This window comes from Mycolicibacterium sp. lyk4-40-TYG-92 (assembly GCF_030209435.1).
Lineage (GTDB): Bacteria > Actinomycetota > Actinomycetes > Mycobacteriales > Mycobacteriaceae > Mycobacterium.
Genome location: NZ_JARVRX010000001.1, coordinates 155349 through 182235, shown reverse-complemented (window position 1 = coordinate 182235; position 26887 = coordinate 155349). Strand labels below are relative to the sequence as shown.

Below are 26887 nucleotides of genomic sequence, written 5' to 3'. Positions count from 1 at the left end.
GCCTAGACGGGGTTGCTACCGAGCTTGGCGTTGGCCATGTCGCTGATCTCGCCCCACCGGCCGGTGATCTCGGCCAGCGTGGGCGGCGCGGCGAAGGTGACGCCGTCGTTCTGGAACTGGGCGACACGCTGCACGAGTCCGCCACCGACGACGAAAACCGATGCCGTGTCCTGGTTTTCCTCGGACACCAGGTAGCCGACTGCGGGCGCGACCAGCTCGGGGTCGAGCTTGTCCAGCACTTCCTGCGGTGCGATGTCGGCGGTCATCCGGGTGGCGGCCAACGGGGCGATGGCGTTGGCGGTGATGTTGTACTTGGCCCCCTCGATGGCAAGGGTGTTGATCAACCCGACCAGGCCCGCCTTGGCGGCACCGTAATTGGCCTGCCCGAAGTTTCCGTACAGCCCGCTGGTCGAGGTGGCCACGACGATCCGGCCGAACTGCTGTTCCCGCAGATGCGGCCAGGCGGCCCGGATCACGTGGTAGCCGCCGTAGAGGTGGACCTGCAGCACCGCATCCCAGTTGTCGTCGGACATCTTGTGGAACGCGCCGTCCCGCAGAATGCCTGCGTTGCTGACGATCCCGTGCACCGCCCCGAATTCGTCGAGCGCGGTGGCGATGATCTCCGCGGCGCCTTCCGCGGTGGCCACCGAGGAGTAGTTGGCGACAGCCCGGCCGCCTGCGGAGCGGATCTCGTCGACGACGGTGTCGGCCATGCTGGTTCCCGCGCCGGATCCGTCGCGGGCGCCGCCGAGGTCGTTGACGACGACGAGCGCGCCGTTGGCAGCGAGAAACCGGGCGTAGGAACGTCCCAGCCCGCCGCCGGCTCCGGTCACGATGACGACCTCGTCTGCTACACCTGTCATGTACTCAACTCCCTTGGTTCTTGGTGACGATCGATACGAAGGACACGCAGCCGCCGGGGCGGCCGCCGAGATTGTGGGTGAGGGCGGTGTGCGGGTCGGCCAGCTGGCGTTCACCGGCTTCGCCGCGGAATTGCAGCCACGCCTCGTACAACATGCGCAGACCGCTGGCTCCGACGGGATGTCCGAAGCTCTTCAGCCCGCCGTCCGGGTTGACCGGTAGGCGGCCGTCGGCGTCGAATTCACCTGCCATGACGTCTTTTACCGCCTGTCCGGACCCACTGAAGCCGAGGTCTTCCATCAGCACGATTTCGGTGGGAGTGAAGCAGTCGTGGACTTCGGCGAAAGACAGTTGCGTGCGGGGGTCGGTGATGCCGGCCTGGGTATAGGCGTCCTTGGCGGAGCGAACAACTTCAGGGAAGGAGGTGTAGTCGTAACCGGGATCCATGGCGCCGCGCCCCGAGCCGGCCGTCAGCGCCAACGCCGACACGTACATCGGCGAATCGGTGTAATCGTGGGCCCGGTCAGCAGGCACGATCAAGGCGCAGGCGGCGCCGTCGGAAACTCCCGAGCAGTCGAACACCCCGAGCCGCCCGGCCACTTTCGGGGCGCCGTCGATGGTGTCCTTGGCCACCGGAGAGCGGAACTGGGCCTTCGGATTTCGCGAACCGTTGACATGGTTCTTCCAGGCGACGTGGGTCATCGCCGCGCGCATCTCGTCGGCGTGCACGCCGTACTTGGCACAGTAGGCCGGGTCCAGCAGCGAGAACGCCGCGGGCGCGGTCATCGAGATCTCCGGCGCGGTGCCGTCACCGGGCGGGTCCTGACGAAGCAGGCCGGAGAACCCGGAGTCCTTCAGCTTTTCCACGCCGACGGCCATCACCACGTCATAGGCACCGGCCGCGACCGCGTAGCAGGCGTTGCGGAACGCCTCCGAACCACTGGCACACATGTTCTCCACGCGAGTGACCGGCTTGTCGTCCGAGCCCAGGGAACGGCTCAGGGTCAGCCCCGACATGCCGGAACTCAGTGTCCCGAGCCAGTAGGCGTCGACGTCGTCGCGCCCGATGCCCGCCGACGTCAGACACTCGGCGTAGGCCTCGAGGATCAGGTCCTCGGTCGACACGTCCCAGCGTTCACCGAACCGGCTGCAGCCCATGCCGATCACCGCGACCCGGCCGGCGATACCGTTGCTCGCCATCAGATCAACACCGCTTTCCAGAAGTAGTCGTGGATGCCGCCGGCGGTGAAGAGACGCCGGAAGCTGAACCGCACCCGGGCGCCGACCTGCAGCCGGTCTGGTTCGGCGTCGGCGATCTCGACGGTGAAGCGCCCACCACCGTCGACGTCCACCACCGCCTGCACCATGGGCGGTGACGGTGAGTACGCCAGGCGGTCGACGGTGAAGGTGGCCACGGTTCCGGTCAGGCCGGCGACCGGCGCCGGACTCATCCGGTCGGTGGCGCCGCATCCCCGGCATACCCTGGACGGCGGAAGGTGCACGAAACCGCAGTCATCGCAGCGGGTTCCGGTCAGACCGAATTTCCACGACGCAGATCGCGACGCCGGCGGCGCGCCCACCCGGTCGGGTTCTGGCCGCCGGGGTGGTTCCAGCTCGACGAGTCCGCGCCACGACAGATAGGGCAACGGTGTCACCGGCAGGCCGCCGGTGAGTTGTCCCGCCAGCGGTTTGCCCTGCCGCCTACGTGCCAGCTGTGCTGTCGCGCGCAGGACCAGCGCGTCGCAGCCGTCGGTGGCCGAGAGCACCAGGATGCTGTCCCCCGCATCGGCCGTATCGAGGACAGCACACAACGCCATCATCGCGTCGGCGCTGCCGCTGAACCCGATCGGTGAAACCTGCACCGACTTCTGGCCTTTCACCAGGGCACCGGCGCGCTTGGTGACGGCGGCGTTGGGACACGCCAGGACGACGTGGTCGGCGTCGGCCACCCCGGCGGCGTCCTGTGCGTCGGCCGCGGCGGCGCGGACGAGCCGGCTGTACCGCTCGAAGCCGAAGCGTTCCTCCCACTGCTGACCGGTCACCGCGCCGGAGGCCCGCCACCGGTCGAGGAATTCCTCGGTACGCGACGCGCGGGCCAGGACATCGGCGATCACCGGGCCGTCACCGAACACCAGCGCCGCCGCACCGTCACCGCCGAGTTTCTCGTCAGGTGAACCGGGCCGGCCGACCCGCACATCGGCGGCCACGGCCACACCGCCGGTCTGCGCGGCCAACGTCATCGCGGCGAAGGCGCTGCGGCCGGTGCCGCACAGATCGGCCGCGACCGCGGTATCTGGCAGGCCCAGAGCGGCATGGACGGACGTCGCATTCGTCTTGTCGGCATATGCCGGGGTACTGGTCGCGAAATACAGTGCCGGCGCGCCGGTTCCATGCAGGGCCGCGGCGGTGGCCGCAACGGCCATGGTGGTCGAGTCCTCGTCATAGCCGGCGACCACCCGTTTCCCCAGCCGATGTCTGGGTACATACGCCGCGTAGCCGAGCAGGCCGGTCATGATGCGCCCCGGAACACCGCGGCGATGCCCTGCCCGCCACCGATGCACATGGTCTCCAGCGCCAGACCGCCACCGCGCCGACGCAATTCGTGCAGCATCGTGGTGAGAATCCGGACACCGGTCGCGCCGATCGGATGCCCCAGCGAGATGCCGGAGCCGTTGACGTTGAGGCGGTCGTCGACATCGGCGAGTTTGACGCCCCACCCGGACAGCACGGCGAGCACCTGGACCGCAAATGCCTCGTTGATCTCGATGAGGCTCAGCTCGTCGAACGTCAATCCTGTTCTGCTGAAGAGCTTCTCCACGGCGCCGACCGGCCCGATACCCATGCGAGAAGGCTCGCAGCCGTACGCCGCCCACCCTTCCAGGTATCCGATGGGTTCCAGACCGAGGTCGTCCAGTCGGTCCTCGGCAACCACCAGGCATGCGGCGGCGGCGTCGTTCTGCTGGCTCGAATTGCCGGCGGTCACGGTGCCGCCCGGCACGATGGTCCGCAAGGCGGCCAAGCTCTCGGCGGTGCTGTTCGCGCGTATCCCTTCGTCGCGGTCGAAACGCACTGCCGCACCGCGGCGTTGGGGTACGTCGACGGGGATGATCTCGTCGGCGAACAGACCGGATTCCTGCGCCGCGGCCGCCCGCTGATGACTCCGCGCCGCGAAGGCATCGGCCTCGTCGCGACCGATCCCGTAGTCGGCCGCCAGGTTCTCCGCAGTCTCGATCATTCCGCTGATGGCGCCGAATCGCCATGCCGGCTGCGACATCTCGCGGCCGCGATCGAGCCGGTCATAGAGGGTCTGGTTACCGGCCCGCGCACCCCAGCGGGCGGTGGTGGTGTAGTGCTCGATATTGCTCATCGACTCGACGCCACCGGCCAGCACCACATCGGCGGCCCCGGTCTGTACCGTCATCGCCGCCGTGATCACGGCCTGCAGGCCACCGCCGCACCGGCGGTCGATCTGCAGCCCGGGCACCGTAACGGGCAGCCCGGCGTGCAGGGCCACCCAGCGTCCGATGCACGGTGCCTCGGAGTTGGCGTACGACTGCGCGAACACCACGTCCTCGATGCGGTCGGGGTCAACGGCGCTGCGCGCGACCACGGCTTTGACGACCTGCGCGGCCAAATCCTCTGCACGCAAAGGCCGCAGTGCACCACCGAATGCACCCACCGCGGTGCGCAGCGGCGCGACGATCGCGGCCCGCCTCATGATTCGCCCCGCCATCGGTCCGCGGACGGATCGAGGAGACTGCTGAGCCGCTCGTCGGGAAGCCAGGTGATGGTTTCCAGTTCCAGCGCGTCGAGGAACCGCACCCGGCCCGTGCGCATGTCCTCCAGACGCAGCCGCGGCGAGTTACCCTGCACATCGAAAGCCACCGCCACCTCGGCAAATTCACTGCCGACAACCGGACCGTGTGTCGGATCGAAATGAATTCCCATGTCGGGCCTCAAATCAGGAAGCTCATGGTCGGGATGGCCTTTTCGTTGTCGACGAGGACCACCTTCTTGTACGCCAAGTGCAGCTCGGCACCGTCGCGACGCAATCGATAAGTGATTCGCCCGCCCCATAGTTCGTTGCCACGGGCCCGCGATTCGAGCGCCAGGAAGTTCGCGCCGAGCTCCAGATCGACACCGCCGGCCGAGTTGGGGCGCCCGCCGAGGAACTCGATGTTGGAGATGAGCCGGCGCAGGTGCGACCGTGGTGCCTGCGCATACCGGCGGCCGGTGCGCAGCTGCTTGAGCCGCGTCGAGATTCGGCTGCGGTTGTCATAGATGATCGACATCTGCCGGACGGGGTCGATGTCGGCCCCACCGGCGGGCACCCAGTACAGCGCATCGTCGGTCCACAACGCCTCCCAGGCGTCGTAGTCGCTCTCGTCGGCGAGGCGGGCCTCCCGGTACAGGAACTGCTCGACCTCATCGCGGTCGAATCCCTCTGGTACAGCGACGAGTTCGTCGCTCAATGCGGTGGTCATGGTGTCTCCATCAGGGTCTTGTAGTGCGACCAGAACCCGCGCATACCGGTTTCGTCGGTGGCGCTGCCGACGGGATGGCCCTTCTCGTCGACGGTTTCGCGGTGGATGCCGCGCCGGACGTCCAGCCATTCCGGGTTCAGCGCCGCCAGGCCCTGTTGGTTGCGTTCGTACATCTCGGTGTCGTCGGCCAGCAGCATGCCGGCCGGTCCGACCGATCCGACGCACTGGGAGACCATGCGCTGGTTGAGTTCCGGCGCCCCGGCCAATTGCACCGCGGTGGAGTATTGGACGCATTCCCCAACCGATACCGGCTGGATGTTGAACACCTGAATCTCGGCGATGAACAGGTTCGGGAAGATCATCACGTGCGGGCCACCCTCGATGAGGATCTGTTCGGCGTCCGCGCCGTGTCGGGCCCTGATGGCGGCGACATAGTCGGGAACCCGCGACTCGGTGGTGCCGAACCACCGCATGGGCTCACCGAATTTGCGGAACTCGGGACGCAGATCGTTTTCGCTGTGACCGTTACCGAGGTCCCGGGTGACGGCCGTCGAGGAATCGCTGTAGAGCGGTCCGATGGTGCTACCCGTGACGCCGAAGATCGAGCCGTGCACGAACTGCGGGTGGTAGCCGTCGGTCTCGTTCTCCGCCAACAGCTTCCAGTTCGCCAGCGACGTGTGCTGCAACCATCCGGCGGTGAGCTCGACCCGGCCTTCCGGGGACAGCCGGGTCAGCCGGTCGATCTCGCCGGCCGCGTCGCCCAGATGCTCGATGAGGCTGGGACCGTCGGCGGCGAAGCTGCCGAAGACGAATCCGCCGTAGGAGTCCACCCGCGGCACCCGGCCCATGGCCAGGTCGAGCTTCCGTTCTCCGTAGCCCTTGAAGAACGGGAACCCGATCAGCTCACCGGTATTGCGGAACGTCCAGCCGTGGTACGGGCAACGGAACGTGCCGGAGTTGCCCTTGGCGTCATCGCAGACCTGGTTGCCGCGATGGGCGCACCGGTTGAGCAACAGGTGGATCTGGCCCTCGCGGTCCCGGGTCATGATGACGTCCTGCAGCCCGAGCTTCTTGCGGACGTAGTCGTTGGGTTGGGCGACCTCGCTTTCGTGTCCGACGAAGACCCAAGTGCGATACCAGATTTTCTCCAGCTCCTCGGCGAAGATCGAGGGATCCGTGTAAAGCGACCCATGGACCCGGTCGCGGTGGATCAAGTGGTCGTACCGGCTTCCGATGACCGATGTCATGGGCGTGCTCCTAGAGTTCCTCCGAATACGGGACGGCGCTTCTCCCGGAAGGCGGAGATGCCTTCGGCGAAGTCGTCGCTGTCGAACAGCCGGGCCTGATGGGCGGCCTCCTGATCGAGGGCATCCAACGGGTGCAGCCCCGGCGCTTCCATCAACATTTCCTTGATGACGCCGAGCGCCTCGGCGGGCCCCTCGGCCAGTCGCCTCGCATCGATGAGCGTGGCCTCCAGCACCGTGCCGGGCTCGACGACGGCGTCGGCGAGGCCCCAGGCCTGGGCTTGCTCCGCGCTCACCGGGGTTCCCATGGTCAACATCTGTCGCGTCCGCGGGATGCCGATGCGGCGCGGCAGTGACACGAAGGTGCCCATGTCCGCGGCGAGTCCGACGTTGGTGAATGTGGTGGCGAACCGGGCGTCAGCGCCCGCCACGACGCGGTCGCAGGCTGCAGCAAGTGCGACACCGGCGCCGTATGCGGCGCCTTCGACGGCGGCCAGCACCGGCTTGGGCGTGACCCAGATGGCTCGAATGACGGCCTGCGCCAACCGCGCTCGCGCCAGTGCGACATTCGGCTCCATGCGCTGCATGGTCGAGATGTCCCCGCCGGAGCAGAACACCGGACCCGCACCGGTCAGCACGATCGCCCGGACCGCCGAGTCACCGTCGGCCTCCTCCAGCGCTTCCCGCAGAGCGAGCCGCAGCGGAATGTCGATGGCGTTGCGTACCTCGGGCCGGTTCAGCGTGAGAATCCGGACCGCGCCGTCGTCGGTGATCAGTACCGTCATTTTCCGGTGAACCTCGGGGTCCGGCGTTCCATGACGGCCCGCAGGCCTTCCAACGCGTCGGCAGTACCGGACAACTCGGAGACGGTGCGGGCCTCCTCGGCCAGCCGTGCCTCGACAGGTGCGCCGAGCCCCGACCACACCAGGCGCTTGGTGGACGAAAGAGCCTGCGCCGGAAGCGCAACGAGTTGACCGGCGATCTCATCGGCGCGTTCGGCCAGCGACTCGTCGTCGACCACCTCGGTGATCAATCCGATGTTCGCGGCCTCGTCGGCCGTCAGCGTCGGATTGGTCAACAGGATGCGCAGGGCGTGGCGCAGACCCACCAACTGCGTGAGCGTCACCGAGGATCCGCCGTCGGGTGCCATACCGACGCGCACGGCGCCGGAGAAGAACTTCGCAGAGCGCGCGGCGACCACAATGTCGGAGGCACACACCAGCCCGAGCCCGCCCCCGCCGGCGGCAAAACCCTGCACGGAGGTGATCACCGGCGCTTTCAACTGGATCAGGGCCGCGGCCGCCAACTGCAGCCAGGCCGTGGCTTCCCGCAGGTAGTCGGGCAGGTCGGCGCCCTTTGACTCGAATGTCTTGACGTCACCGCCCGCGCAGAAATGCCGTCCGGCACCCGACAGCCGCACCACCCGCACCCGCGGATCGGCGTGGCACCGCAGGATGCCGTCGTGCAGCGCCTTGAGCATCTCGACGTCCAGCCCGTTGGAGGTGTCCGGCCGGTTGAGCCGAAGCTGCGCGACGCCGGCGTCGTCGACGTCGAGCAGTACGGGAGCATCGATACCGATCGTCATGACCTGACCTCTCTGGATTCGAATGCCGCAGCACTAGCTGCGCCATTGCCGATGATGTGCCGCACCACGGCATCGATCTCCTGCGTCAGCGCGGCATCAAGTGAGCCTCGTAGCCCGGCGCCGACGAGCCGTTTGATCGTGATGACGGCCTGTCTACTGCGCCCCGCCAGTTCGCGGACAAAGGCTTCGACCTCGTCATCGAAATCCGTTGGCGGGTAGGACCGGTAGGCCAGGCCACGGGCCACCGCATCGCATCCGGACCATCGATCACCGGACAGCAGCGCGGCCATCGCCTGCTGGCGACCGATGAGCCGTGGCAACCGGGCGGTGCTACCGCCACCGGGGATCATGCCGAAGCGGATGTGGTTGTCACTGATTCGGGCGGTGTCACTGACCAGGACGATGTCTGCGGCCTGCATGAGCTCGAAACCGCCGGCGGCAGCGATGCCGTCGACCGCGGCGACGACGGGGACGTCGACCTCGGCAATCGTGTCGCAGGCCCGCCGGAACTCGGTGAACAGGACCTTCAGCGCCGCGGGTCCCTCCGCGCGCAGCCTCTCGACTTCATCGAAATCGCCACCGGCGCAGAATGTTCCGCCAGCGCCGCGCAGCACGATGACGTTGACATCCTGGCGTGCGCCGAGAGTCCGCAACGCCGCGGCCAATTCGGTCGCCAGCGCGACGGTGACGGCGTTCATCCGCTCCGGCCGGTTCAGGGTGATTCGCCCGATACCTCCGTCGATGCGCGTTGCCACCACATATTCGGGACTCACATGTACCTCCCGCCGCCGACCTCGATGACCGTGCCGGTGACGTAGCTGGACAGCTCGGATGCCAGAAAGACCACTGCGCCGGCGACTTCGGCAGGCTCACCGGCCCTCTTCATCGGCACGGCAGCCTCGCGTTCGGCAAAGACCTCGGCCGGCATCGCCGCAGTCATCGCCGTGCGGATCAGACCTGGCTGGACCGCGTTGACTCGCACGTTGTGGTGGGCCAGTTCTTTGGCCGCGGCTTTGGTCAGGCCGACCATCCCCGCCTTCGCGGCGCTGTAGTTGGTCTGACCGGGATTTCCGGACTTGCCTGACAGCGAGGAGATGTTGACGATGCTGCCGGCTTTCTGTTCGCGCATCACCGCTGACGCCTCCCGCACACCGAGCCAGGTACCCCGGAGATGGACGGTTACGACGGCGTCGAAATCAGCGACGGACATCTTCTTCAGCGAGGCGTCCCTGGTGATGCCGGCGTTGTTGACGAAGAGATCGAGACGGCCATGGTCCCGCACCGTGCCGGCCACCAGGGCACGGACGTCGTCTTCGGACGTGACATCGCACGCCACACCGGAGGTGCCGAGTTCGGCCGCAACCGTTTCGGCCGCGCCGCCATTCAGATCGGCGATCACCACGCGCGCGCCGTGTGCCGTCAACACCCGGGCAATCTCCGCACCGATCCCCTGGCCCGCGCCGGTTACGACTGCGACCCTGCCGTCGAGCAGCGGCACCATCATCCGACCTCCCAGTGATTGTGGACAAATTTAATCACAATTTCTAATCTAGGTTAAATCAGCGATCGGCGTTTGATCAACCACCGAGCAAGGAGCAGGCGGCATGGATCTGGGACTGGGCAACGCACGGGTGGTGGTGACCGGTGGCGCCTCCAACATCGGCCGCGGCATCGTGCACGAGTTCGCGGCCGAGGGGGCCCGCATCGTGATCAGCGATATCGACGGGCCGCAGGCCGAGAAAGTACGCGGCGAAGCGCTGGAAATGGGTGCGGCAGAAGTCGAGGTCGCAATCGGCGATCTGACCACGGCCGAAGGCGCAGACGCCGCCATCGGAACCGCGCTTCGCGCCTGGGACGGTATCGATGTGCTGGTCAACAATGCCGGGTGGAGCGTGCCCGGGTTCGTTGCCACCGACACCGACCGGGACAAATGGCAGCGCACCATCGAGATCAACCTGTTCAGCGCCATCGGCGCCACGCAGGCCGCCATCGGGCCGATGAAGCAGGCCGGCGGTGGCGCGATCGTGTTCATCGCGAGCGACGCCGCGTTCGGGCAGATCCGCCAGGGCGTCTATGGCGCGTCAAAGGCCGCAATGGTGGCACTGGCCCGCACCACCGCCCGCGAACACGGGCGGCACGGCATCCGATCCAACATCGTCTGCCCCGGCCTGGTCATCCCCGACGGTCCCGACGCCGTCGGCGCGGACAGTCTGTGGTCCGTCGGTCAGGACAAGGTCTTCAACCAGAACCAGATCGACTTCATGATCAAGGACACTCCGACACGGCAGCTCACCACCGCTGCCGACGTCGGGCGAGCGGTGCTGTTCTTCGCCTCACCCAGGGCTGCCAAACAAGTTACGGGACAGCTGATCTCGGTCAGCGGTGGCTACACTATGCCGTGACGCGCTCACTGTCGGCCCGGTCGACGGCCGCCAGGTCGATCCCCTTGGTCTCCTTGGCGAAGGCCAGCGCCACCAGCGTCACCACACAGGCCCCGGCCAGGTACAGCGCGATCGGCACCGACGAGTGGTAGTCCTTCAGCAACCGCACCGCGATGATCGGCGCGAGGGATCCGGCGAAGATCGCCGTCACCTGATAGCCAAGGGACACACCGGAATAGCGCATTCGGGTCGGGAACATCTCGGACATCAACGCCGGTTGCGGCGCGTACATGAACGCATGCGCCACCAGGCCCGCGGTGATGGCCGTCATGATCACGAAGTAGTGCTTGCTGTCCATCATCGGGAACGCGACGAAGCCCCAGGCGGCGGTGAGCAGGGTCCCGATCAGGTAGACGGGCCGGCGGCCGATGCGGTCGGACAGCTTGCCCACCAACGGAATCGCCACCAGATGCACGGCGTGCGCCACCAGCAGGTACCACAGGATCAGCGAAGTGCTCACGCCCGCATGCACTTTCAGGTACGTGATCGAGAACGTGACCACAAGGTAGTACATGATGTTCTCGGCGAACCGCAGTCCCATGGCGGTCAGGACCTTGCCCGGGTAGTACCGGAGCACCTCGATCACGCTCAGCGACGACGCTTTGACGCGCTCGGCTTCTTCTTGTGCCGCAACGAAAATCGGCGCATCGGTGACCTTGGTGCGGATGTAGTAGCCGACCAGCACCACGACCGCCGACAGCCAGAACGCCACCCGCCAGCCCCACGACAGGAACTCCGCCTCGGGCAACGTTCCCGTCAGTGACAGCAGCACGACGGTGGCCAGGATGTTGCCGACCGGCACCCCGGCCTGCGGCCAGCTGGCCCAGAATCCGCGGCTCTGGGCGGGGCTGTGCTCGGCGACCAGGAGTACCGCACCACCCCATTCGCCGCCGACCGCGAAGCCCTGGATGAACCGCAGCACCACCAGGAGGGCCGGCGCCCAGTAGCCGATCTGGCCAAAGGTCGGCAGGCAACCCATCAGGAACGTCGCCGAGCCGACAAGCAGCAGCGAGAACTGCAGCAGGGTCTTGCGGCCGAACTTGTCGCCGAAATGACCGAACACCACGCCGCCCAGCGGACGCGCGACGAAGCCCACCGCATAGGTGACGAAGGCCGCGAGGATGGCATCGAGGTCGCTGCCGCTCTGCCCGAAGAACACCTTGCTGAACACGATGGTGGCAGCGGTGCCATACAGGAAGAACTCGTACCACTCGACGACGGTGCCGGCCATGGAAGCCAGGACTACCCGCCGCAATCCGGACCGGATCGGCGCGCTCATGGCGCGACTATAGCCAGGTGTCCTCGGTCGTCGTGGTCAAGAACGCTTCCAAATCGTCGCGCCATTGCGCCGGGGTGTTCTTGTCCGGCTCGATGCCGGTGTACTCGCCGCGGTAGAACAAAAGCGGTCGAGGTTTGACGGCCTGCGGTTCGGACATCGACTGCACCGCGCCGAACACCACGAAGTGGTCGCCGCCGTCGTGCACCGAGTGCACCGTGCAGTCGATGTGGGCGAGCGTGTCGTCGAGCACCGGGGAGCCCAATCCCGAAGGGCTCCAGCCGATACCGGCGAATTTGTCCTCGGCCTTCGAGCCGAACTGCGCCGAGACGTGCTGCTGGTTCTCGTGCAGCATGTTGACGCAGAACTTGCCGCTGGCCTCGATGGCCTTCCAGGCCCGTGAGTGTTTCGTCGGACAGAACAGCACCAACGGTGGGTCCAGTGACAGGGCGGCGAACGACTGGCAGGCGAAACCGACCGGCACACCGTCATTCACGGTGGTGATGACGGTGATACCGGTACAGAACTGCCCGAGCACATTGCGGAATGTGCGGGGGTCGATCTGCGGGGGCTGGGTCATGCCGCGCGTGCCTACTTGAACCCGACGCTGAAGTCGTGGCCCCAGAGGCTGATGCCGACGCTCTCGCGGGCGATCCAGCTCTCGTCCTCGACTTCGAGTCCCTCGCAACCGAATTCCATGTCGAAGCCACCCGGCGTCTTCATGTAGAAGGACAGCATCTTGTCGTTGATGTGCCGGCCCAAGGTGGCCGACATCTTGACCTTCTTGCGGTTGGCGCGGTCCAGGCAGAGGCCGACGTCGTCGGAGTTCTCCACCTCGACCATCAGGTGCACGATGCCCGTCGGGTTGGGCATGGGCATGAACGCCAGGGCGTGGTGCCGCGGGTTGCAGCCGTAGAACCGCAGCCACACCGGGTCGCCATCGGCCGGACGGCCCGCGAGCTGCGGGGGCAGCCGCATCGAGTCGCGCAACCGGAAGCCCAGCACGTCCTGGTAGAACGCCTGTGCTGCGGCGTCGTCGTTGCAGGTGAGCACGACGTGGCCCAGGCCCTGCTCGGCGGTGACGAACTTGTGGCCGTATGGGCTGACAAACCGGCGACCCAGGTACTGGATGCCGTAGTACACCTCGAGGGTGTTGTCGGCCGGGTCCTGGAAGCTGATCATGCCCTCGACCTTGCGGTCGAGCAGCTCTTCCTTGGTACCTTCCTTGAACGGGACGCCGTGGGCGCTCAGGGTTTCCTTCAGCTGCTCGAGGGCAGGCGCGTCGGCGACCTCCCAGCCCGACGCCAGCAGCCGGTCCTTCTCACCGGGAACGATCACCAGACGCGCCGCGACGTCGTCCATCCGCAGGTAGAGCGCATCGGGATTGGTGCCCTCGCCCTCCATCATGCCGAGCACCTTGAGCCCGAACTCACGCCAGGCCGCCACATCGGTGGCCTCGATGCGCATGTAGCCGAGGGCCTTGATGGGCGCTTCCTTGATCACAGCCATGAAACCGAATATCCCCTTAGACCATGGTGTCTGCGGGCGGCAGACCGAACTCGTTATTACCGAAGATCAGGTAGGCACGCTCGGGCTCGTTGGCGGCGTGCACGCGACCGGCGTGGGCGTCCCGCCAGAAGCGCTGCAGCGGCGTGCCATTGGCCAGCGCGGTGGCGCCGGCGGCCTCGAAGAGCCGGTCGACGGACGCGATGGCGCGGCCGGTGGCGCGCACCTGGTCACGACGGGCGCGGGCCCGCAGCTCGAAAGGGATCTCCTTGCCGGCGACCAGCAGGGCGTACTCGTCCGCGACGTTGCCGATCAGCTGACGCCAGGCGGCGTCGATATCGCTGGCGGCCTCGGCGATGCGGACCTTGGCGAACGGGTCGTCCTTGGACTTCTCACCGGCGAACGCGGCACGGACCCGCTTGCCCTGGTGCTCGACGTGGGCCGCGTAGGCGCCATAGGCCATCCCGACGATCGGCGCCGAGATGGTCGTGGGGTGCACGGTGCCCCACGGCATCTTGTAGACCGGGGCGGTATTGGTCTGGTAGCCGCCGGCGGTGCCGTCGTTCATGGACTTGTACGACAGGAAGCGGTGCCGCGGCACGAAGACGTCCTTGACGACGATCGTGTTGCTGCCGGTGCCGCGCAGGCCGACCACGTTCCACACGTCGTCGATGGTGTACTCGGTGCGCGGGATCAGGAAGCTGCCGAAGTCGACCGGACGCCCGTCCTTGATGACCGGGCCGCCGAGGAACGCCCAGGTGGCGTGCTCCGAGCCGGAGGACCAGTTCCAGGCGCCGTTGACGATGTAGCCGTCGCCGGTCTCGGTCACCACACCCGCGCCCATCGGGGCGTAGGACGAGGAGATCCGGACGGTCGGATCGTCGCCCCAGACGTCTTCCTGGGCCTGCTGATCGAACAGCGCCAGGTGCCAGTTGTGCACGCCGATGATCGACGCGACCCAGCCCGTGGAACCACAGGCGCTGGCGATGCGGCGGACCGCCTCGTAGAACACGGTGGGGTCGGCCTGGAGGCCATCCCACTGGGCGGGCTGCAGCAGTTTGAAGAAGCCGATCTCGTTCAGACTGTCGATAGACTCCTGCGGCACCTGGCGCAGGTCCTCGGTCAGCTGTGCGCGTTCGCGCAGCACCGGCAGCAGGTCGTCGATACCGGCCAGCACGGCCTGCACGTCGAGTTGTTCAATTGACGTCACGGATTGCCTCCCGGGGAGTGGTCGTCTAGACAGAAGATTAGAACACGTTACGATTTGTGTCGAGCATGGCGGTACTACAGCAGGTAGACCCGCATAACTGCACTTTTGTAACCTGTTCTAGTTACTGGCCGTCAGGCCGGTTCGAACGAAGGGTGATGGTTGTGGACGAGCCGCTGGGCAGCCACGTTCTGGAACTTGTGGTGGCCGACGTCGTCGCCGAGACCAACGACGCACGCGTCCTGGTGTTCAAGACGCCCGATGGCAGCGATATCCCGCCAGAGCGACTGAAGTACTCTCCCGGTCAGTTCCTGACCCTGCGCGTCCCGAGCACCCGCACCGGATCGGTCGCCCGCTGCTACTCGCTGTGCAGCTCGCCGCACGCCGAGGAGGCGCTGACCGTCGCGGTCAAGCGCACCGCGGGCGGCTACGCGTCGAACTGGTTGTGCGACAACGCGCACGTCGGCATGCGGATGCACGTACTGGCACCGTCCGGCACGTTCGTCCCCAAGAACCTCGACACCGATTTCCTGCTGCTGGCCGGTGGTAGCGGCATCACCCCGATGCTGTCGATCCTCAAGTCGGCACTGTCCGAGGGCACCGGCAAGGTGACGCTGTTCTACGCCAATCGCGACGAGAAGTCGGTGATCTTCGGCAAGGCGCTGCGCGAGCTGACCTCGCTGTATCCCGACCGGTTGTCGGTCGTGCACTGGCTGGAGTCGGTGCAGGGCCTGCCCAACCCGAGCATCCTGGCCACGCAGCTGGCGCCATACACCACGCGCGAGACCTTCATCTGCGGCCCGGCCCCGTTCATGGCCGCCGCCGAGGAGGCGCTGCTCAAGTCCGGCGCCGACAAGAACAACGTCCACCTCGAGGTGTTCCAGTCACTGGACTCCGACCCGTTCGCCGCTGTCGTGCTCGCCGAAGATGACAGCGATGAGGGCCCGGCCACCGCAATCGTCACGCTCGACGGCCAGACACACGAACTGCGGTGGCCGCGCAACGCCGTACTGCTCGACGTGCTGCTCGACAAGGGACTGGACGCACCGTTCTCCTGCCGCGAGGGGCACTGCGGGGCGTGTGCGGTGCTGATGAAGAAGGGCGACGTCGACATGGCGATCAACGACGTGTTGGAGCCGTCCGACCTCGAAGAGGGCCTCATCCTCGGTTGCCAGGCGGTGCCCAAGACGGATTCCGTCGAAGTCACCTACGACGAGTAGCGAACGGATTAGTTTCTTGACTGTGAACCGGCTTACTGCAGCAAGCGCGGCCGCTGTGCTGACCGCGACCGCTCTGATGTCCCCCGTGACGGCTGCTGCCGCGGTCAATTCGGCCGACGCCTTCGTGCCCGTCGACGACGCCACCAAGATTCAGATTCACGTGACGGCGCAGTGCTCGGGAGGTGCGTGCACCTTCAACACCGCCGCCAACCTGGTGGTCGGCGGCAATCCGGTTCCGCTGCCGCCGAACACCTGGGCGCGCGAGAACATCACGCTGCGCAGCGCCAACCGCAATGTGTACCAAGACGTCTCGTACAGCGCACCGACCGGAGCCCCGCCCATCAACCGCGGCTCGTGGAACGGCCCGGTGAACTCGCGACAGCTCAAGTCGCAGAACAGTGCCCTGGTCTCCGTCACGTTCAACGGTGGCGGCACGTTCGAGGAGTTCGCGGTCGACGGCACCTCCCTGACCCTCGACGTGCGGACCGGTCAGCCCAACACCGAGGCGAATTTCATTGCCTGCGCGGATATTCAGGTCACCTACCCGGGCGTGAACCTCACGACGCCGACCGCCTGCGCGACGACTCACTACAACTGAGCACCGCCGAACGTGAAGTAAATCGCGAACTTTCGCGGTTTTCGGCAACGACTTCACGCTCGGCCGGCGGATCCGTCGAGCACATCACTCAGCCGCTGCAGCGCGTCGACGACACCGTCGACCTCGTCGGGCCCAATGGCCTCGTCGAGGTAACCGTTGACGGTGGCGAGCGCGGCCTCCAGCCGCCGTAGCGCGTCGGTGCCGGCGTCCGTCGGCCAGAGCTCCCAAGCGCGGCCGTCGCTCTGGCTGGCCCGGCGCTCGACGAAACCGGCCGTCTCCAGCCGGCCGACCATCGCCGTGACCGCGGACTCGCGCTGTCCGAGTTGCGCCGCGACGAGCGACTGACGACACCCGGCATGGCTCGCGATGAGCGTCAGCGCGGCGGCCTGCGCCGTCGAGATGCCGGCCTCGTCCATGAACAGCCGGTCGGCAGTCGTACGGAGGCGCTGCGCGACCATCTGAAGCTGGAAATACGCGCGCCGCCGGGCCGCCGGCGACCGGTTCTTCGAATCCACCCTTGCATTATTACTTCACTAGTGAAGTAATTGAGGAATGACACGAGTGATCGACGCGTGGTCCCAGCAGCCCAACGAACTGTTCATGCGTCAGCCGTGGCTGCGGCCACTGCTGCGGTGGACCCGCCAGGACAACCTGCCGGCCCTGCCCATCGACGTCACGTTGAAAGCGATGGATGATGCCGGGGTCGAGAAGTCGCTGCTGTGCGCGTGGGTCGGGCCGCACGGCGCGCTGATCGACAATGACGAGACGGCGGCGCACGTCCACGCGCACCCTGACCGGTTCGCCGGCGTCGCCTCCGTCGACCTGACCCGTCCGGTCGACGCCGTCCGCGAATTACGCCGTGCGGTAACCGATCTGGGCATGGTGGCGCTGCGCGTGGTGCCGTGGCTGTGGAACCTGCCGCCGAACGACCGGCGCTACTATCCGCTGCTGCAGACCTGTGCCGAACTCGGTATCCCGTTCTGCACGCAGATCGGGCACACCGGCCCACTGTGCCCGTCCGAGCCCGGCCGGCCGATCCCCTATCTCGAGACGGTCCTGCTCGAATTCCCGGAACTCGTGGTCGTCGGTGGCCATGTCGGCGCACCATGGATCGACGAAGTGCTGTTCCTGGCCAAGAAGTTCCCGAACTTCTACATCGACACCTCGGCCTACGCCGCGCATCGCCTACCCCCGGCACTGGTGGAGTACATGCGCGGATCCGGCCGTACCCGAGTGCTTTTCGGCACGAACTGGCCGATGCTGTCCGCGCAGCGGTGCCTCGAGCGGCTTGATGAGCTGGGCCTTGATGCCGAGGCGCGCGATCTCTATCTCGGCGGCAACGCGACCCGGGTTTTCCGCCTCTGATGCCGCGTCTGATGCCGCGGCTGGGCTCGGCGGGTTGATCTGCGGCAGCGAATCACTCGCTGCCGCAGATCCAAAAGCCTCCCGTCAGGACTTGCCGTCGTCCCCATCGAGCGACCGGACGGCACCAACCAACGCGTCTGCAGCCAAGATGCCGAGATTGTTCGACGCCAATGGGCTGTCACCCGTGAGCAGCTTGCGGTCCTGGTGGACCTTGCCCGTCATGTCAGCATTCACGACGGTCAGCCCCTGCTTGCCCAGCAGGTCGGCGACGAGCCACTGCAAATGCCCTGGCAGGTAACCGATCTCGATATTGGGCCCCTCATCGAGCGCGTCAGGGAACACACAGACCTCATAGCCCTTGAACGGCGAGACCTTGCCGCCCTGTCCGACGGACAACAACGCGGCCGGGCCGTGACACAGGGTGACGATGAACTTGTCGTTGGCCAACGCCCATTCCAGGGTTTGCGCCACCGCCTCGGCGGCCGGCAGGCCGACGACGGCCCCGTGCCCGCCGGGGATGAAGACCGCGACGTAGTCCGAGTCGGCACCGAGCTCGTTTGCGACGACATCGGCGAGCTTCTTCGGTTGTTTGAGCTTCGGCTTGAGTGCTTCGTAGGTCTGCAGCACGGCCTCATCTTCGTTGGGCATGGCCCACAGTTCGAGTTTGGCCGGGTAGCCGGCGACCGTGGCGACGTCGACGTCGAAGCCGGCCGCCATCATGTGGTGCAGAGGCAGCAGCATCTCGACAGGATGATTGCCGGTGGAGAACATCTTGCCGTTCTCGCACAGCACATACCGTTCCTCGGCGGCAATCATGAGCACCTTCCACCTGCCCCCGGTGTAGGCGTTTTCGTGCTTGACCCCGTCGAAGTCCGTCTTCGACTGGGTGTACTGGCTCAACGAATACGGCGAGGGCAGAAATGCGTTGTCCTCGACCAGATCTGGCGTCGGGTCCTTGCTGAGGCCATCTGGATTGTGCGACATGTCGTGTCCCCGTTCCTTTGCGGTTTCGCGGATTCTGGGGCCGACACCGGCACCCAGATTCAGGTGCGGCGGCTTTTTCTCAACCGCCGATTCCTCGGTACCGGGTCTCCTCTGGTCTCAAACGTCTTCGCTGGAAATGGCACGCACATTCGTCTCATCGCGCGCCTGGCGAGCCACCCGTGACAGCAGCGACCTGAAGAGCAACTGCTCATCCGGATCCAACGCCGACAACACGGCCTGTTCGGCTGGGACAACCTCGTCCTGTAACCGCTGGAACGTCTCGACTCCGCGTGCGGTGGCGACAACCTTCCTGGCGCGACGGTCCGCCGGGTCCGGCTGCCGTTCGACCAATCCGGCCTTCGCCAAATCGTCGATCACGTACGGCAGGACCGTACGGTCGATACCCAGGTACTCCGCCATCTGCAATTGATTGGGCAAGCTCTTGCAGATCACGGTGTAGAGCACCTGGTATCCACGTTCACCACGGGGCAAGTCGGCAACACGCGGCTGAACCTGCGCCCGGTAATGCCGCATCAGCATCCCGGCCGACCAGCCCAGATCGCAATCAGCCTCCTCGCCGTTTACCGCATCTTCCGTTGAAGCCATGGCCTCGACACTAGAGGCCCCGGTGGAACCACCATAACCCAAAAATCGTTGGTATTACAAATCAATTGTTCTACATATCATTCCGAGTGCGACGGCGGTCAAGGTAGAGATCAGGGCTGCCCCTACGGGGTAACCGACCGCGCAGGCTCAGCTCTGCACGACCGCGAGGTCTCCTTCTTCTGCCTCGGCGTCGGCCTGCCGTCCCCAGCGGCCAGCCAGCATTGCGCAGGTGATCAGCTGAATCTGGTGAAAGACCATCAGCGGCAAAACGATCAGGCCCACCGGATGTCCGGCGAAAAGCACCGTCGCCATCGGCAACCCGGTCGCGAGACTCTTCTTCGATCCACAGAAGACGATCACGATGCGGTCGGCGCGATCGAACTTCAGCAGCCGCGCCACCCCTGCGGTGATGCCGAGGACCACGGCGAGCAGCACGACGCTGACGGCAATCACCGCGAGCACGTTGCTCACCTTCATACCCGTCCAGATGTGTTCGGCCATGCCGGCACTGAACGCCGCGTACACGACGAGGTAGACCGAACCGCGGTCGACGACCTTGGTGAGCGTCGTGTGCGACAGCACGCGGTGCAGCTTGGACCGCAGCAGCTGGCCGGCGACGAACGGCAGCAACAGCTGCACGACGATCTCCAGGATCGAGTTCGCCGAAACCGTGGCAGCGCCGGTGGTCTGCATCAGCAGCGTCACCAACAACGGGGTGAGGAAGATGCCCAGCAGGTTCGATGCCGACGCACTCACGACAGCCGCCGCGACATTGCCGCGGGCGATCGAGGTGAACGCGATGGACGACTGCACCGTGGACGGCAGCAGACACAGGTACAACATGCCGGTATAGAGATCGTTGGTCAGGACCGACGGCACCAGCACCTTCATCGCCAGCCCGAGCAATGGGAACAACACAAAGGTCGCGGTCAGCACCGTGGTGTGCAGTCGCCAGTGCTTGAGCCCTTCGAGGGCTTCGCGCGGCTCCAGCCGGGTGCCGTACAGCAGGAACAGGACCGCGATCGCGATCTTGGTGGCCGTCTCGACGGCCTGACCCGCGTCGCCATGGGCCGGTATCAACACACCGATCGCCATCGCGACGAACAGCCCCAGCAGGAAGCCGTCGATGCGGAGCTTGGCGAGCAGGTTCACCGGAAAAACGTACTGCCGCCGCGACTCATAGCGCCAGGCGATAGATGCGATATCTCTAACCGGATATCGTGATGAATGTGTTGGACCCCGACCTGCTGCGCACCTTCCTTGCCGTCGACCGTGCCGGCGGATTCACGGCCGCCGGACGGCTCCTGGGGCTCCGCCAATCGACGGTCAGCGGACACATCGCCCGCCTGGAGCAGGCCGTCGGCCGCGAGCTGTTCCGGCGCGATACCCGCAATCTGGCTCTGACCGCCGACGGCGCCGCAATGGTGGGCTTCGCGCACGACATCCTGGACGCACAGGCCAAGGCCGACCGGTACTTCTCCGAATCCCAACCCACCGGTCTGATCCGGCTGGGCGCCTCCGACGATCTGGTCGGCCGGATGCTCTCCGACGTGCTGGTGGAGTTCAGACGGTCCTACCCCGGCGTCGACCTGGAACTGGTGGTGGGGCTCAGCGAAAATCTCAAAACCCGAATGGCCGCAGGCGAATTGGACCTCATGGTGGCCAAACGACTGCCCGGCGAGCAGCACGGCGAACTACTGTGGCGAGACCGCCTTGTCTGGGCCGGCCGTCCCGGGCTGACCGACATCACCGACCCGGTGCCGATCGTGACGTACCCACCACCGAGCCTGACCCGCCACATCGCACTACGCGAACTGGAACGCGAGCACCGCAGCTGGCGCATCGCGTGCGTCAGCGACAGCCTGCTCGGCCTGCAGGCAGCGGCGCTCGCCGGCCTCGGCATCATCGCGCATTCGGAATCGGTTCTGCCGCAGGGCCTTCAACCGATCATCGACAGCCGGCTCCCGATTCTGGGGCACCTGGAATTCGTCCTGTTGCACCGGCGGAACACGCCATCGGAAGCCGAGGTCGCGCTGCACGACGCCATCGTCGCCGGTGCACACCGCATGCGTCGCTAGCCGAGATCGGCGAAATGGCCGCTTCCGCAACCATTTCGCCGACCTCGTCCCCCCCTTAACCAGCGTTGACTGACTGCGGCGTCGATGACGCTTTCTTCGGCTGCTTGGCCACCTTCGGCGTTTTCGGCGCCTTCGGCGCCTTCTGCGCCCTCGGTGCCTTCTCATTCTCCTGCGCCTTCTCGGCGGGCTTGTCCGACTTGTCCGGCTTGCCGGCCGAATCGGAATCCGACGAGGTGGCGCCCGTCGCCTTGGTACCCGGCTCGGACTTGGTGCTGTCCTTCTGGACCGGTTTCGTGGTCCCGACCTCGGCCGGTTCGGCCGACACCGGGTCCGCAGCGGGTGTGGACGTCTCGACCTTCGTCGGCTGCGTCTCCGGGGTCTCGGCCGCGGTCGCGACCGGGGCCGCAGGTTTCGGATCATCCTTGGCCGCAGGCGCTTTGACCTTCACCGGGGTCGGCGACTCTTTCACTGTCGCGTCGGTCTCCACCGCAGCGGTGGCCGACGGGGCCAGAGCTTTGGTCGCCGACGCCGGAACGGCCGCCGGACCAGCCACGGTTGCCGCCACCGGAGCCTCAGGAGCCGGCGGCTTGATGGCGTCGGCGATGGTCTTGAACCCCTGCATAACCGCGGCGACGACCCCGAACGACCCGAAGATGCCGTACATACCCTTGCTGCCTTCGCCCCACCCGTTCAGCACGGCTCCGGTGAGATTTGCCGGCGCATTGATCAATTCGCTTGCGGCGGTGACGATATCCCCGACCTTGGCGGCATTGTAGAAGTTCTGGGCGATGTCGCCAAAGGCATCGGTAGCCTGATACATGGTATTCAGCACCGCGAACCCCAACTGCGCCACGACCGGGGTGATCGCCTTGACCACATTGGCCATGTTCTGCGCGACCTGCTGCGGGATGTCGAGTTGCAGCACCGGGAACAGAACGCCTACAACACCATTCACGAAGATTCCCCAACCCGACATCACCGCGTCGGAGATCTGACCGGCAGCGAGCTGTTGCGCCATGGTCCGCAGGGAATCCGGAACGGTGTTGGCCCAGTTGACCACGCCATTGCCCACGCCCTGGGCGATGGTCATGAGCTGGGTCGCGTAGCGGACCTGATTGGCGATCACCTGCTTCGCGAGGGGGAACGGATCGGCGGCGAACGCCTGGCCCAGATTCCCGATATCAGTGACGGTCGTCGTCAGCACATCACCCCACACCGCGAGCGGGTTCACAAACGCGGTGAGGTCCACGGTCCGGGTCGATGCGACGGTCGTCGGTGCCGGTAGATGAAGGTCCGGCGGCGGAATCGTCAGCGGGCTGAGGGCGATGACGCCGGCGGATGCCATGGCGATTCCCGCAGTCGAATATCGGCGCAACTCGAATGCCATACGTTCTCCTTGGGCTCTGAGGTGTCAGCACTTCTGGCCGCGCAGACGGTAGCGACCAAGTCGAGAACAAACATTCGAAATCTGCAACAAGTTCTAATTTCTATTGACGCACTCGCTTATTTCTCACAGGATGTTCGGAGAATGCCGCCACGAACCCGGGCTCCGGGGCGCATGATCGTGGTCAAGCTGGACACCCGGAGGTTCCACATGGCCGTCAAGCCATGGAATGACGACCGCCCCATGAAGCCACGCGTCGTCGTGGGCGAACGGTCCGTCGAGAGTCGCGGTATGGCGCTGCGATTCGCCACCGAGCGCATCGAGCAACCCGCCGACTGGTGTTGTCACGATTCGAGCCGCCACCTCATCTACATCCACCGGCACGGCGAACTCCGATCGATGGAGACGAACCTGGACTGGGGCCCGACTGATCGCACGCTGCCGCGCATCGGCGATACCTGGGTGGTGCCGGCGGGTGTGCGCTGCACCTCGGTCGTCACGGGCGACATCTCGGGCTTCTGTGAGATCTCGATACCCGAGAACGCACTGGGCGAGGTCGTGCACGTGCCGCGGCGCAAGCATCACGACCCACTGATCCTGCAGCTGGTGACCAAGATTCGCAGTGTCGCCGGCCGCGACGACGCGCTCGCCCGGCTCCTGCTCGATTCCGCCGGCGAGACACTGCGATTGCTGATCCGGGACACCTACACCACGACACCACCGGCCACGGAATCCGAGCGTGACACCCTGCCCCCGTCGGCGCGCGAGTCGATCGTCGAATTCCTGGAGACCAGCCTCGAAACCGACATCAACCTGGAATCGCTTGCGCACCTTGCCCAGATGTCCGTGGCGACGTTCATCAAAGCGTTCCGGGGCGCGTTCCACACCACGCCGTACCAGTTCCTGCTCGACCGCCGCATCGACCGCGCCAAGACGCTGCTGTCCTCTACCCGATTATCCATCACCGAAATCAGTGCGGCAGTTGGTTTTTCGACACCCAACCACTTCGCGACCACATTCCGGCAGCGGGTCGGCCTGACCCCGAGGGACTTCCGCAGGGGCCGCTAGCGCGGCAGACCCAGCAGACGCTCACCGGCCACGGTCAGCAGAATCTGTTCCGTGCCACCGGCGATCGACAGGCAGCGGGTGTTGAGGAAGTACCGGACATCCGGCGAATCCTCGATACCGGAACCGTCGTGCGCGTCCATGATGGTCTCGGCCAGCGTCTGGCGGTAGCGCACGCCGATCAGCTTGCGCACGCTCGACGGCGCGCCGGGATCGTGGCCACCGACGGCCATCTGGGCCGTCAGCTGATCCAGCAGGGAACCCACCTGCGCCGCAACGATAAGTGCGCCAAGGCGTTCCGCTTCAGCGGCGTCGAGTTCGCGGTCACCGAGCACGTCGAGCAGGTGCTCCATGCCCTTGTCGAGCGCGCCACCGGCGGCCATGGCGACGCGCTCGTTGGCCAGCGTGGTGCGGGCCAGGGCCCAGCCGCCGTCAACGGGACCGATGACGCAGTCGTCCGGCACGAACAGGTCGTCCAGGAAGACCTCGTTGAACAGCGCCTCGCCCGTGATCTCGCGCAGCGGACGGATATCGATGCCGGGCGAGCTCATGTCGACGACGAAGTAGGTGATGCCCTTGTGCTTCGGTGCGTCAGGGTTGGTGCGCGCCAGGCAGATTCCCCAGTTGGCGCGGTGCGCGTTGGAGGTCCACACCTTCTGGCCCGTCAGCTTCCAGCCGCCGTCGACCTTGACGGCCTTGGTACGCAGGGCCGCCAGGTCCGAGCCGGCGCCCGGCTCGCTGAACAGCTGGCACCAGTACACGTCGCCGGTGAGCGTGCCGGGGATGAAGCGGTCGATCTGCTCGGGTGTGCCGTGCCCGAGGATGGTCGGCGCGGCCCACCAGCCGATCGAAATGTCCGGGCGCACAACGCCTGCGGCGCTGAGCTCGTCGTCGATCACCAGCTGCTCGCCCGGCGACGCGGAGCGGCCGTACGGCGCGGGCCAGTGCGGCGCCATCAGACCGGCCTCGGCCAGCGCGGCCTGATGCTTCTCGACGGGCAGCGCGGCGATCTGGGCCACCACGGCGGCGATCTCGGGACGGATCGTCTCCGCGGCACCGGTGTCGACGTGCAGTTGGCGGCGCAGTCCGGAGCGGGTCAGCGCAGCCACGCGGCGCAGCCAGCTGCCGTGGCCGCCGAGGATCTGCGAGGTGGCGTAGGCACGCCGCAGGTACAGGTGGGCGTCGTGCTCCCAGGTGAAGCCGATGCCGCCAAGCACCTGAATGCAGTCGCGCCCATTGTGTTTCGCGGCGTCGATGGCGGCCGCAGCAGCCACTGCGGCGGCGATGGACAATTGGGCGGGATCACCCGCCGCGGTGGCCTCGATGGCGGCCTCGGCCGCGTCGCTCGCGGCGACCGCCACCTGCTGCGACCGCAGCAGCATCTCGGCGCACATGTGCTTGACGGCCTGGAAGCTGCCGATCGGCTTGCCGAACTGCTCACGCACCTTGGCATATTCGGCGGCCGTCTCGAGCTGCCAGCGGGCCAGCCCCGCAGCCTCGGCGGCCAGCACGGTCACGGCCAGGTCGGCCACCGGCGCGTCGAGGACCGTCGCCGCGGCGCCGCTCAGCTCGACCCGGGCCAGCGGGCGCGAGAAGTCGGTGGCCTCGAGCGGTGTGACGGTGACGCCGGCCGCGGTGGCGTCGACCAGCAGCCAGACGTCGCCCGCGGGCAGGATCAGCAGGCCGTCGGGCAGGGCACCCAGCACGAACTTGGCGGTGCCGGTGGCAGCCTGCCCGTCGAAGGCGATATCGGAACTCAGCGCCAGGCCCGCGGTGCGCTGCCCGGAGGCCAGCGCCTCCAGCAGCGCGGCGTCGGTGATCACGAGAGTTGCCAGGGCGGTGGTGGCGACGGGGCCGGGCACGAGCGCGGCCGCGGCTTCGTCGACCATCACGCACAGATCGGCGATCGACCCGCCGGCGCCGCCGAGGTCCTCGGGCACCGCGACGCCGAAGGTCCCTAGTTCGACCAACCCGCCATACGGCCCACGCCAGGCGTCGGCGCCATTCTCTTCGGCAGCGCGCACCGCGGCGATGGAACCCGACGCGACAGCCCAGCTACGGACCATTTCGCGGACCTCGGCCCGCTCCGAGTCGATAGTTGTGGAAGTGATGGACACCATGCGCTCCTAGCGTTTGGGCGAGAAGAACACGCTTCTCACTAGAACGTGTTCTAATGGTGACAGCAATCAGACGTCAAGTCGATCGCCATTACAGCAGGACACTCGGGTGTCCCGGGGCGCCTGGAGGTGGGAAATTACCGATCACTTTGCGTATCGTTTTCACCCAATGCGCGACCCGAAGGAGCTGACCGCCGAATGCCGACGCCAGCAACACCCGAATCCGATTCCGCCGTCCGCCCGCGGGAGGTGACGAACATGGCCGTACTCACCGAATCCGAGCTCGGTTCCGAAGCGCAGCGCGAGCGACGCAAGCGCATCCTGGACGCCACCCTGGCCATCGCCTCCAAAGGCGGCTACGAGGCAGTTCAGATGCGTGCGGTGGCAGAACGCGCCGATGTCGCCGTCGGCACGCTGTACCGCTACTTCCCGTCAAAGGTGCACCTGCTGGTGTCCGCGCTGGGCCGCGAGTTCGAGCGCATCGACGCCAAGACCGATCGGGCGTCGCTCACGGGCGGCACGCCGTACCAGCGCCTCAACGTCATGGTCAGCAAGCTGAACCGGTCGATGCAGCGCAATCCGCTGCTGACCGAGGCCATGACGCGCGCTTTCGTGTTCGCCGACGCGTCCGCGGCCGGTGAGGTTGATCACGTCGGCAAGCTCATGGACTCGATGTTCGCGCGCGCCATGAGCGACGGCGAACCCACCGAGGACCAGTACCACATCGCCCGCGTCATCTCCGACGTGTGGCTGTCGAACCTACTGGCCTGGCTGACCCGTCGCGCCTCGGCCACCGACGTCAGCAAGCGGCTCGATCTGGCGGTCCGACTGCTGATCGGTGACGGGGAGCACCCTAAAGTCTGACC

28 protein-coding genes are annotated in these 26887 nt (G+C 66.4%); 7 read left to right on the top strand and 21 right to left on the bottom strand.

Annotated features, from left to right (window positions below; translation table 11 throughout):
• Positions 1 to 2 precede the first annotated feature (2 nt).
• From QRN63_RS00905 to fabG, 11 genes are read right to left on the bottom strand one after another with little or no spacing between them, the layout of a single operon-like run.
• The gene (locus QRN63_RS00905; RefSeq protein ID WP_285028858.1) at positions 3 to 863 is read right to left on the bottom strand and encodes an SDR family oxidoreductase; all 861 of its coding nucleotides are present in this window, start codon (positions 861 to 863) and stop codon (positions 3 to 5) included.
• Between the two features lie 4 nt (positions 864 to 867).
• Positions 868 to 2061: an acetyl-CoA acetyltransferase gene (locus tag QRN63_RS00900; protein WP_285028857.1), complete on the bottom strand. Its 1194-nt coding sequence runs from the start codon at positions 2059 to 2061 to the stop codon at positions 868 to 870.
• Positions 2061 to 3377 carry an OB-fold domain-containing protein gene (locus tag QRN63_RS00895; protein ID WP_502888078.1) on the bottom strand — a complete coding sequence of 439 codons (1317 nt, stop codon included), beginning with the start codon at positions 3375 to 3377 and terminating at the stop codon, positions 2061 to 2063. Before QRN63_RS00895 ends, QRN63_RS00900 begins: the two co-directional genes overlap by 1 nt.
• A complete protein-coding gene (locus tag QRN63_RS00890) occupies positions 3371 to 4579 on the bottom strand; it encodes an acetyl-CoA C-acetyltransferase (protein ID WP_285028855.1) in 1209 nt (402 codons plus the stop codon). Before QRN63_RS00890 ends, QRN63_RS00895 begins: the two co-directional genes overlap by 7 nt.
• Complete coding sequence (locus tag QRN63_RS00885; RefSeq protein WP_267320237.1) at positions 4576 to 4809, bottom strand: hypothetical protein; 234 nt, start codon at positions 4807 to 4809, stop codon at positions 4576 to 4578. The genes QRN63_RS00890 and QRN63_RS00885 overlap by 4 nt, the downstream gene beginning before the upstream one ends.
• 8 nt (positions 4810 to 4817) lie before the next feature.
• Positions 4818 to 5345, bottom strand: coding sequence for an aromatic-ring-hydroxylating dioxygenase subunit beta (locus QRN63_RS00880; RefSeq protein ID WP_285028854.1), 528 nt, complete (start codon positions 5343 to 5345; stop codon positions 4818 to 4820).
• Positions 5342 to 6592 (bottom strand): aromatic ring-hydroxylating oxygenase subunit alpha, encoded by a 1251-nt coding sequence (locus QRN63_RS00875; protein ID WP_285028853.1) that lies wholly within the window; start codon positions 6590 to 6592, stop codon positions 5342 to 5344. The genes QRN63_RS00880 and QRN63_RS00875 overlap by 4 nt, the downstream gene beginning before the upstream one ends.
• Positions 6589 to 7374 carry an enoyl-CoA hydratase/isomerase family protein gene (locus QRN63_RS00870; protein ID WP_267320240.1) on the bottom strand — a complete coding sequence of 262 codons (786 nt, stop codon included), beginning with the start codon at positions 7372 to 7374 and terminating at the stop codon, positions 6589 to 6591. Before QRN63_RS00870 ends, QRN63_RS00875 begins: the two co-directional genes overlap by 4 nt.
• On the bottom strand, positions 7371 to 8174 hold the full coding sequence (locus QRN63_RS00865; protein WP_285028852.1) for an enoyl-CoA hydratase/isomerase family protein: 804 nt from the start codon (positions 8172 to 8174) through the stop codon (positions 7371 to 7373). Before QRN63_RS00865 ends, QRN63_RS00870 begins: the two co-directional genes overlap by 4 nt.
• Entirely contained in the window at positions 8171 to 8947 is a 777-nt protein-coding gene (locus QRN63_RS00860; protein WP_285028851.1) for an enoyl-CoA hydratase/isomerase family protein, read from the bottom strand. The genes QRN63_RS00865 and QRN63_RS00860 overlap by 4 nt, the downstream gene beginning before the upstream one ends.
• Positions 8944 to 9678 (bottom strand): 3-oxoacyl-ACP reductase FabG, encoded by a 735-nt coding sequence (gene fabG, locus QRN63_RS00855; protein ID WP_267320243.1) that lies wholly within the window; start codon positions 9676 to 9678, stop codon positions 8944 to 8946. The genes QRN63_RS00860 and fabG overlap by 4 nt, the downstream gene beginning before the upstream one ends.
• A gap of 100 nt (positions 9679 to 9778) precedes the next feature.
• On the opposite strand from fabG, the gene QRN63_RS00850 reads away from it, so the two are divergent.
• Positions 9779 to 10576, top strand: a complete 798-nt coding sequence (locus QRN63_RS00850; protein WP_285028850.1) for an SDR family NAD(P)-dependent oxidoreductase — start codon at positions 9779 to 9781, stop codon at positions 10574 to 10576.
• Here QRN63_RS00850 and QRN63_RS00845 read toward each other — a convergent pair.
• The 4 genes from QRN63_RS00845 to hsaA are packed head-to-tail and all read right to left on the bottom strand — an operon-like array spanning position 10566 to position 14607.
• Positions 10566 to 11894, bottom strand: coding sequence for an MFS transporter (locus tag QRN63_RS00845; protein WP_285028849.1), 1329 nt, complete (start codon positions 11892 to 11894; stop codon positions 10566 to 10568). The genes QRN63_RS00850 and QRN63_RS00845 overlap by 11 nt on opposite strands.
• Positions 11895 to 11901: 7 nt before the next feature.
• Positions 11902 to 12471 (bottom strand): 3-hydroxy-9,10-secoandrosta-1,3,5(10)-triene-9,17-dione monooxygenase reductase subunit, encoded by a 570-nt coding sequence (gene hsaB / locus QRN63_RS00840; protein ID WP_267320245.1) that lies wholly within the window; start codon positions 12469 to 12471, stop codon positions 11902 to 11904.
• An 11-nt stretch (positions 12472 to 12482) separates the two neighbouring features.
• Positions 12483 to 13400, bottom strand: a complete 918-nt coding sequence (gene hsaC, locus QRN63_RS00835) for an iron-dependent extradiol dioxygenase HsaC (protein ID WP_267320246.1) — start codon at positions 13398 to 13400, stop codon at positions 12483 to 12485.
• A 16-nt stretch (positions 13401 to 13416) separates the two neighbouring features.
• A complete protein-coding gene (gene hsaA, locus QRN63_RS00830) occupies positions 13417 to 14607 on the bottom strand; it encodes a 3-hydroxy-9,10-secoandrosta-1,3,5(10)-triene-9,17-dione monooxygenase oxygenase subunit (RefSeq protein WP_267320247.1) in 1191 nt (396 codons plus the stop codon).
• Between the two features lie 155 nt (positions 14608 to 14762).
• Between hsaA and QRN63_RS00825 the strand changes: the two genes are divergently transcribed.
• Both QRN63_RS00825 and QRN63_RS00820 read left to right on the top strand, forming a co-directional pair.
• The gene (locus tag QRN63_RS00825) at positions 14763 to 15824 is read left to right on the top strand and encodes a ferredoxin--NADP reductase (RefSeq protein WP_285028848.1); all 1062 of its coding nucleotides are present in this window, start codon (positions 14763 to 14765) and stop codon (positions 15822 to 15824) included.
• 22 nt (positions 15825 to 15846) lie between these two features.
• Entirely contained in the window at positions 15847 to 16422 is a 576-nt protein-coding gene (locus QRN63_RS00820; protein WP_285028847.1) for a hypothetical protein, read from the top strand.
• A gap of 53 nt (positions 16423 to 16475) precedes the next feature.
• Here the strand turns inward: QRN63_RS00820 and QRN63_RS00815 are convergent, their stop codons facing one another.
• Entirely contained in the window at positions 16476 to 16937 is a 462-nt protein-coding gene (locus tag QRN63_RS00815; protein ID WP_267320250.1) for a MarR family winged helix-turn-helix transcriptional regulator, read from the bottom strand.
• 37 nt (positions 16938 to 16974) lie between these two features.
• On the opposite strand from QRN63_RS00815, the gene QRN63_RS00810 reads away from it, so the two are divergent.
• A complete protein-coding gene (locus QRN63_RS00810; protein ID WP_502888060.1) occupies positions 16975 to 17787 on the top strand; it encodes an amidohydrolase family protein in 813 nt (270 codons plus the stop codon).
• A gap of 84 nt (positions 17788 to 17871) precedes the next feature.
• Here the strand turns inward: QRN63_RS00810 and hchA are convergent, their stop codons facing one another.
• From hchA to QRN63_RS00795, 3 genes are all read right to left on the bottom strand, one after another.
• Positions 17872 to 18771: a glyoxalase III HchA gene (gene hchA / locus QRN63_RS00805; protein ID WP_285028846.1), complete on the bottom strand. Its 900-nt coding sequence runs from the start codon at positions 18769 to 18771 to the stop codon at positions 17872 to 17874.
• A 117-nt stretch (positions 18772 to 18888) separates the two neighbouring features.
• A complete protein-coding gene (locus QRN63_RS00800) occupies positions 18889 to 19377 on the bottom strand; it encodes a MarR family winged helix-turn-helix transcriptional regulator (protein WP_285028845.1) in 489 nt (162 codons plus the stop codon).
• Positions 19378 to 19524: 147 nt separating this feature from the next.
• Positions 19525 to 20529 carry a bile acid:sodium symporter family protein gene (locus tag QRN63_RS00795; protein WP_285028844.1) on the bottom strand — a complete coding sequence of 335 codons (1005 nt, stop codon included), beginning with the start codon at positions 20527 to 20529 and terminating at the stop codon, positions 19525 to 19527.
• Positions 20530 to 20600: 71 nt separating this feature from the next.
• Between QRN63_RS00795 and QRN63_RS00790 the strand changes: the two genes are divergently transcribed.
• Positions 20601 to 21455, top strand: coding sequence for a LysR family transcriptional regulator (locus QRN63_RS00790; RefSeq protein WP_285028843.1), 855 nt, complete (start codon positions 20601 to 20603; stop codon positions 21453 to 21455).
• Between the two features lie 55 nt (positions 21456 to 21510).
• Here QRN63_RS00790 and QRN63_RS00785 read toward each other — a convergent pair whose 3' ends face one another.
• Positions 21511 to 22842 (bottom strand): hypothetical protein, encoded by a 1332-nt coding sequence (locus tag QRN63_RS00785; RefSeq protein WP_285028842.1) that lies wholly within the window; start codon positions 22840 to 22842, stop codon positions 21511 to 21513.
• Between the two features lie 141 nt (positions 22843 to 22983).
• Between QRN63_RS00785 and QRN63_RS00780 the strand changes: the two genes are divergently transcribed.
• Entirely contained in the window at positions 22984 to 23907 is a 924-nt protein-coding gene (locus QRN63_RS00780) for a helix-turn-helix transcriptional regulator (protein ID WP_350224425.1), read from the top strand.
• Here the strand turns inward: QRN63_RS00780 and QRN63_RS00775 are convergent.
• Entirely contained in the window at positions 23904 to 26024 is a 2121-nt protein-coding gene (locus tag QRN63_RS00775; protein WP_285028840.1) for an acyl-CoA dehydrogenase family protein, read from the bottom strand. The genes QRN63_RS00780 and QRN63_RS00775 overlap by 4 nt on opposite strands.
• 195 nt (positions 26025 to 26219) lie before the next feature.
• On the opposite strand from QRN63_RS00775, the gene kstR reads away from it, so the two are divergent.
• The gene (kstR, locus tag QRN63_RS00770; RefSeq protein ID WP_138250860.1) at positions 26220 to 26885 is read left to right on the top strand and encodes a cholesterol catabolism transcriptional regulator KstR; all 666 of its coding nucleotides are present in this window, start codon (positions 26220 to 26222) and stop codon (positions 26883 to 26885) included.
• Positions 26886 to 26887 lie beyond the last annotated feature (2 nt).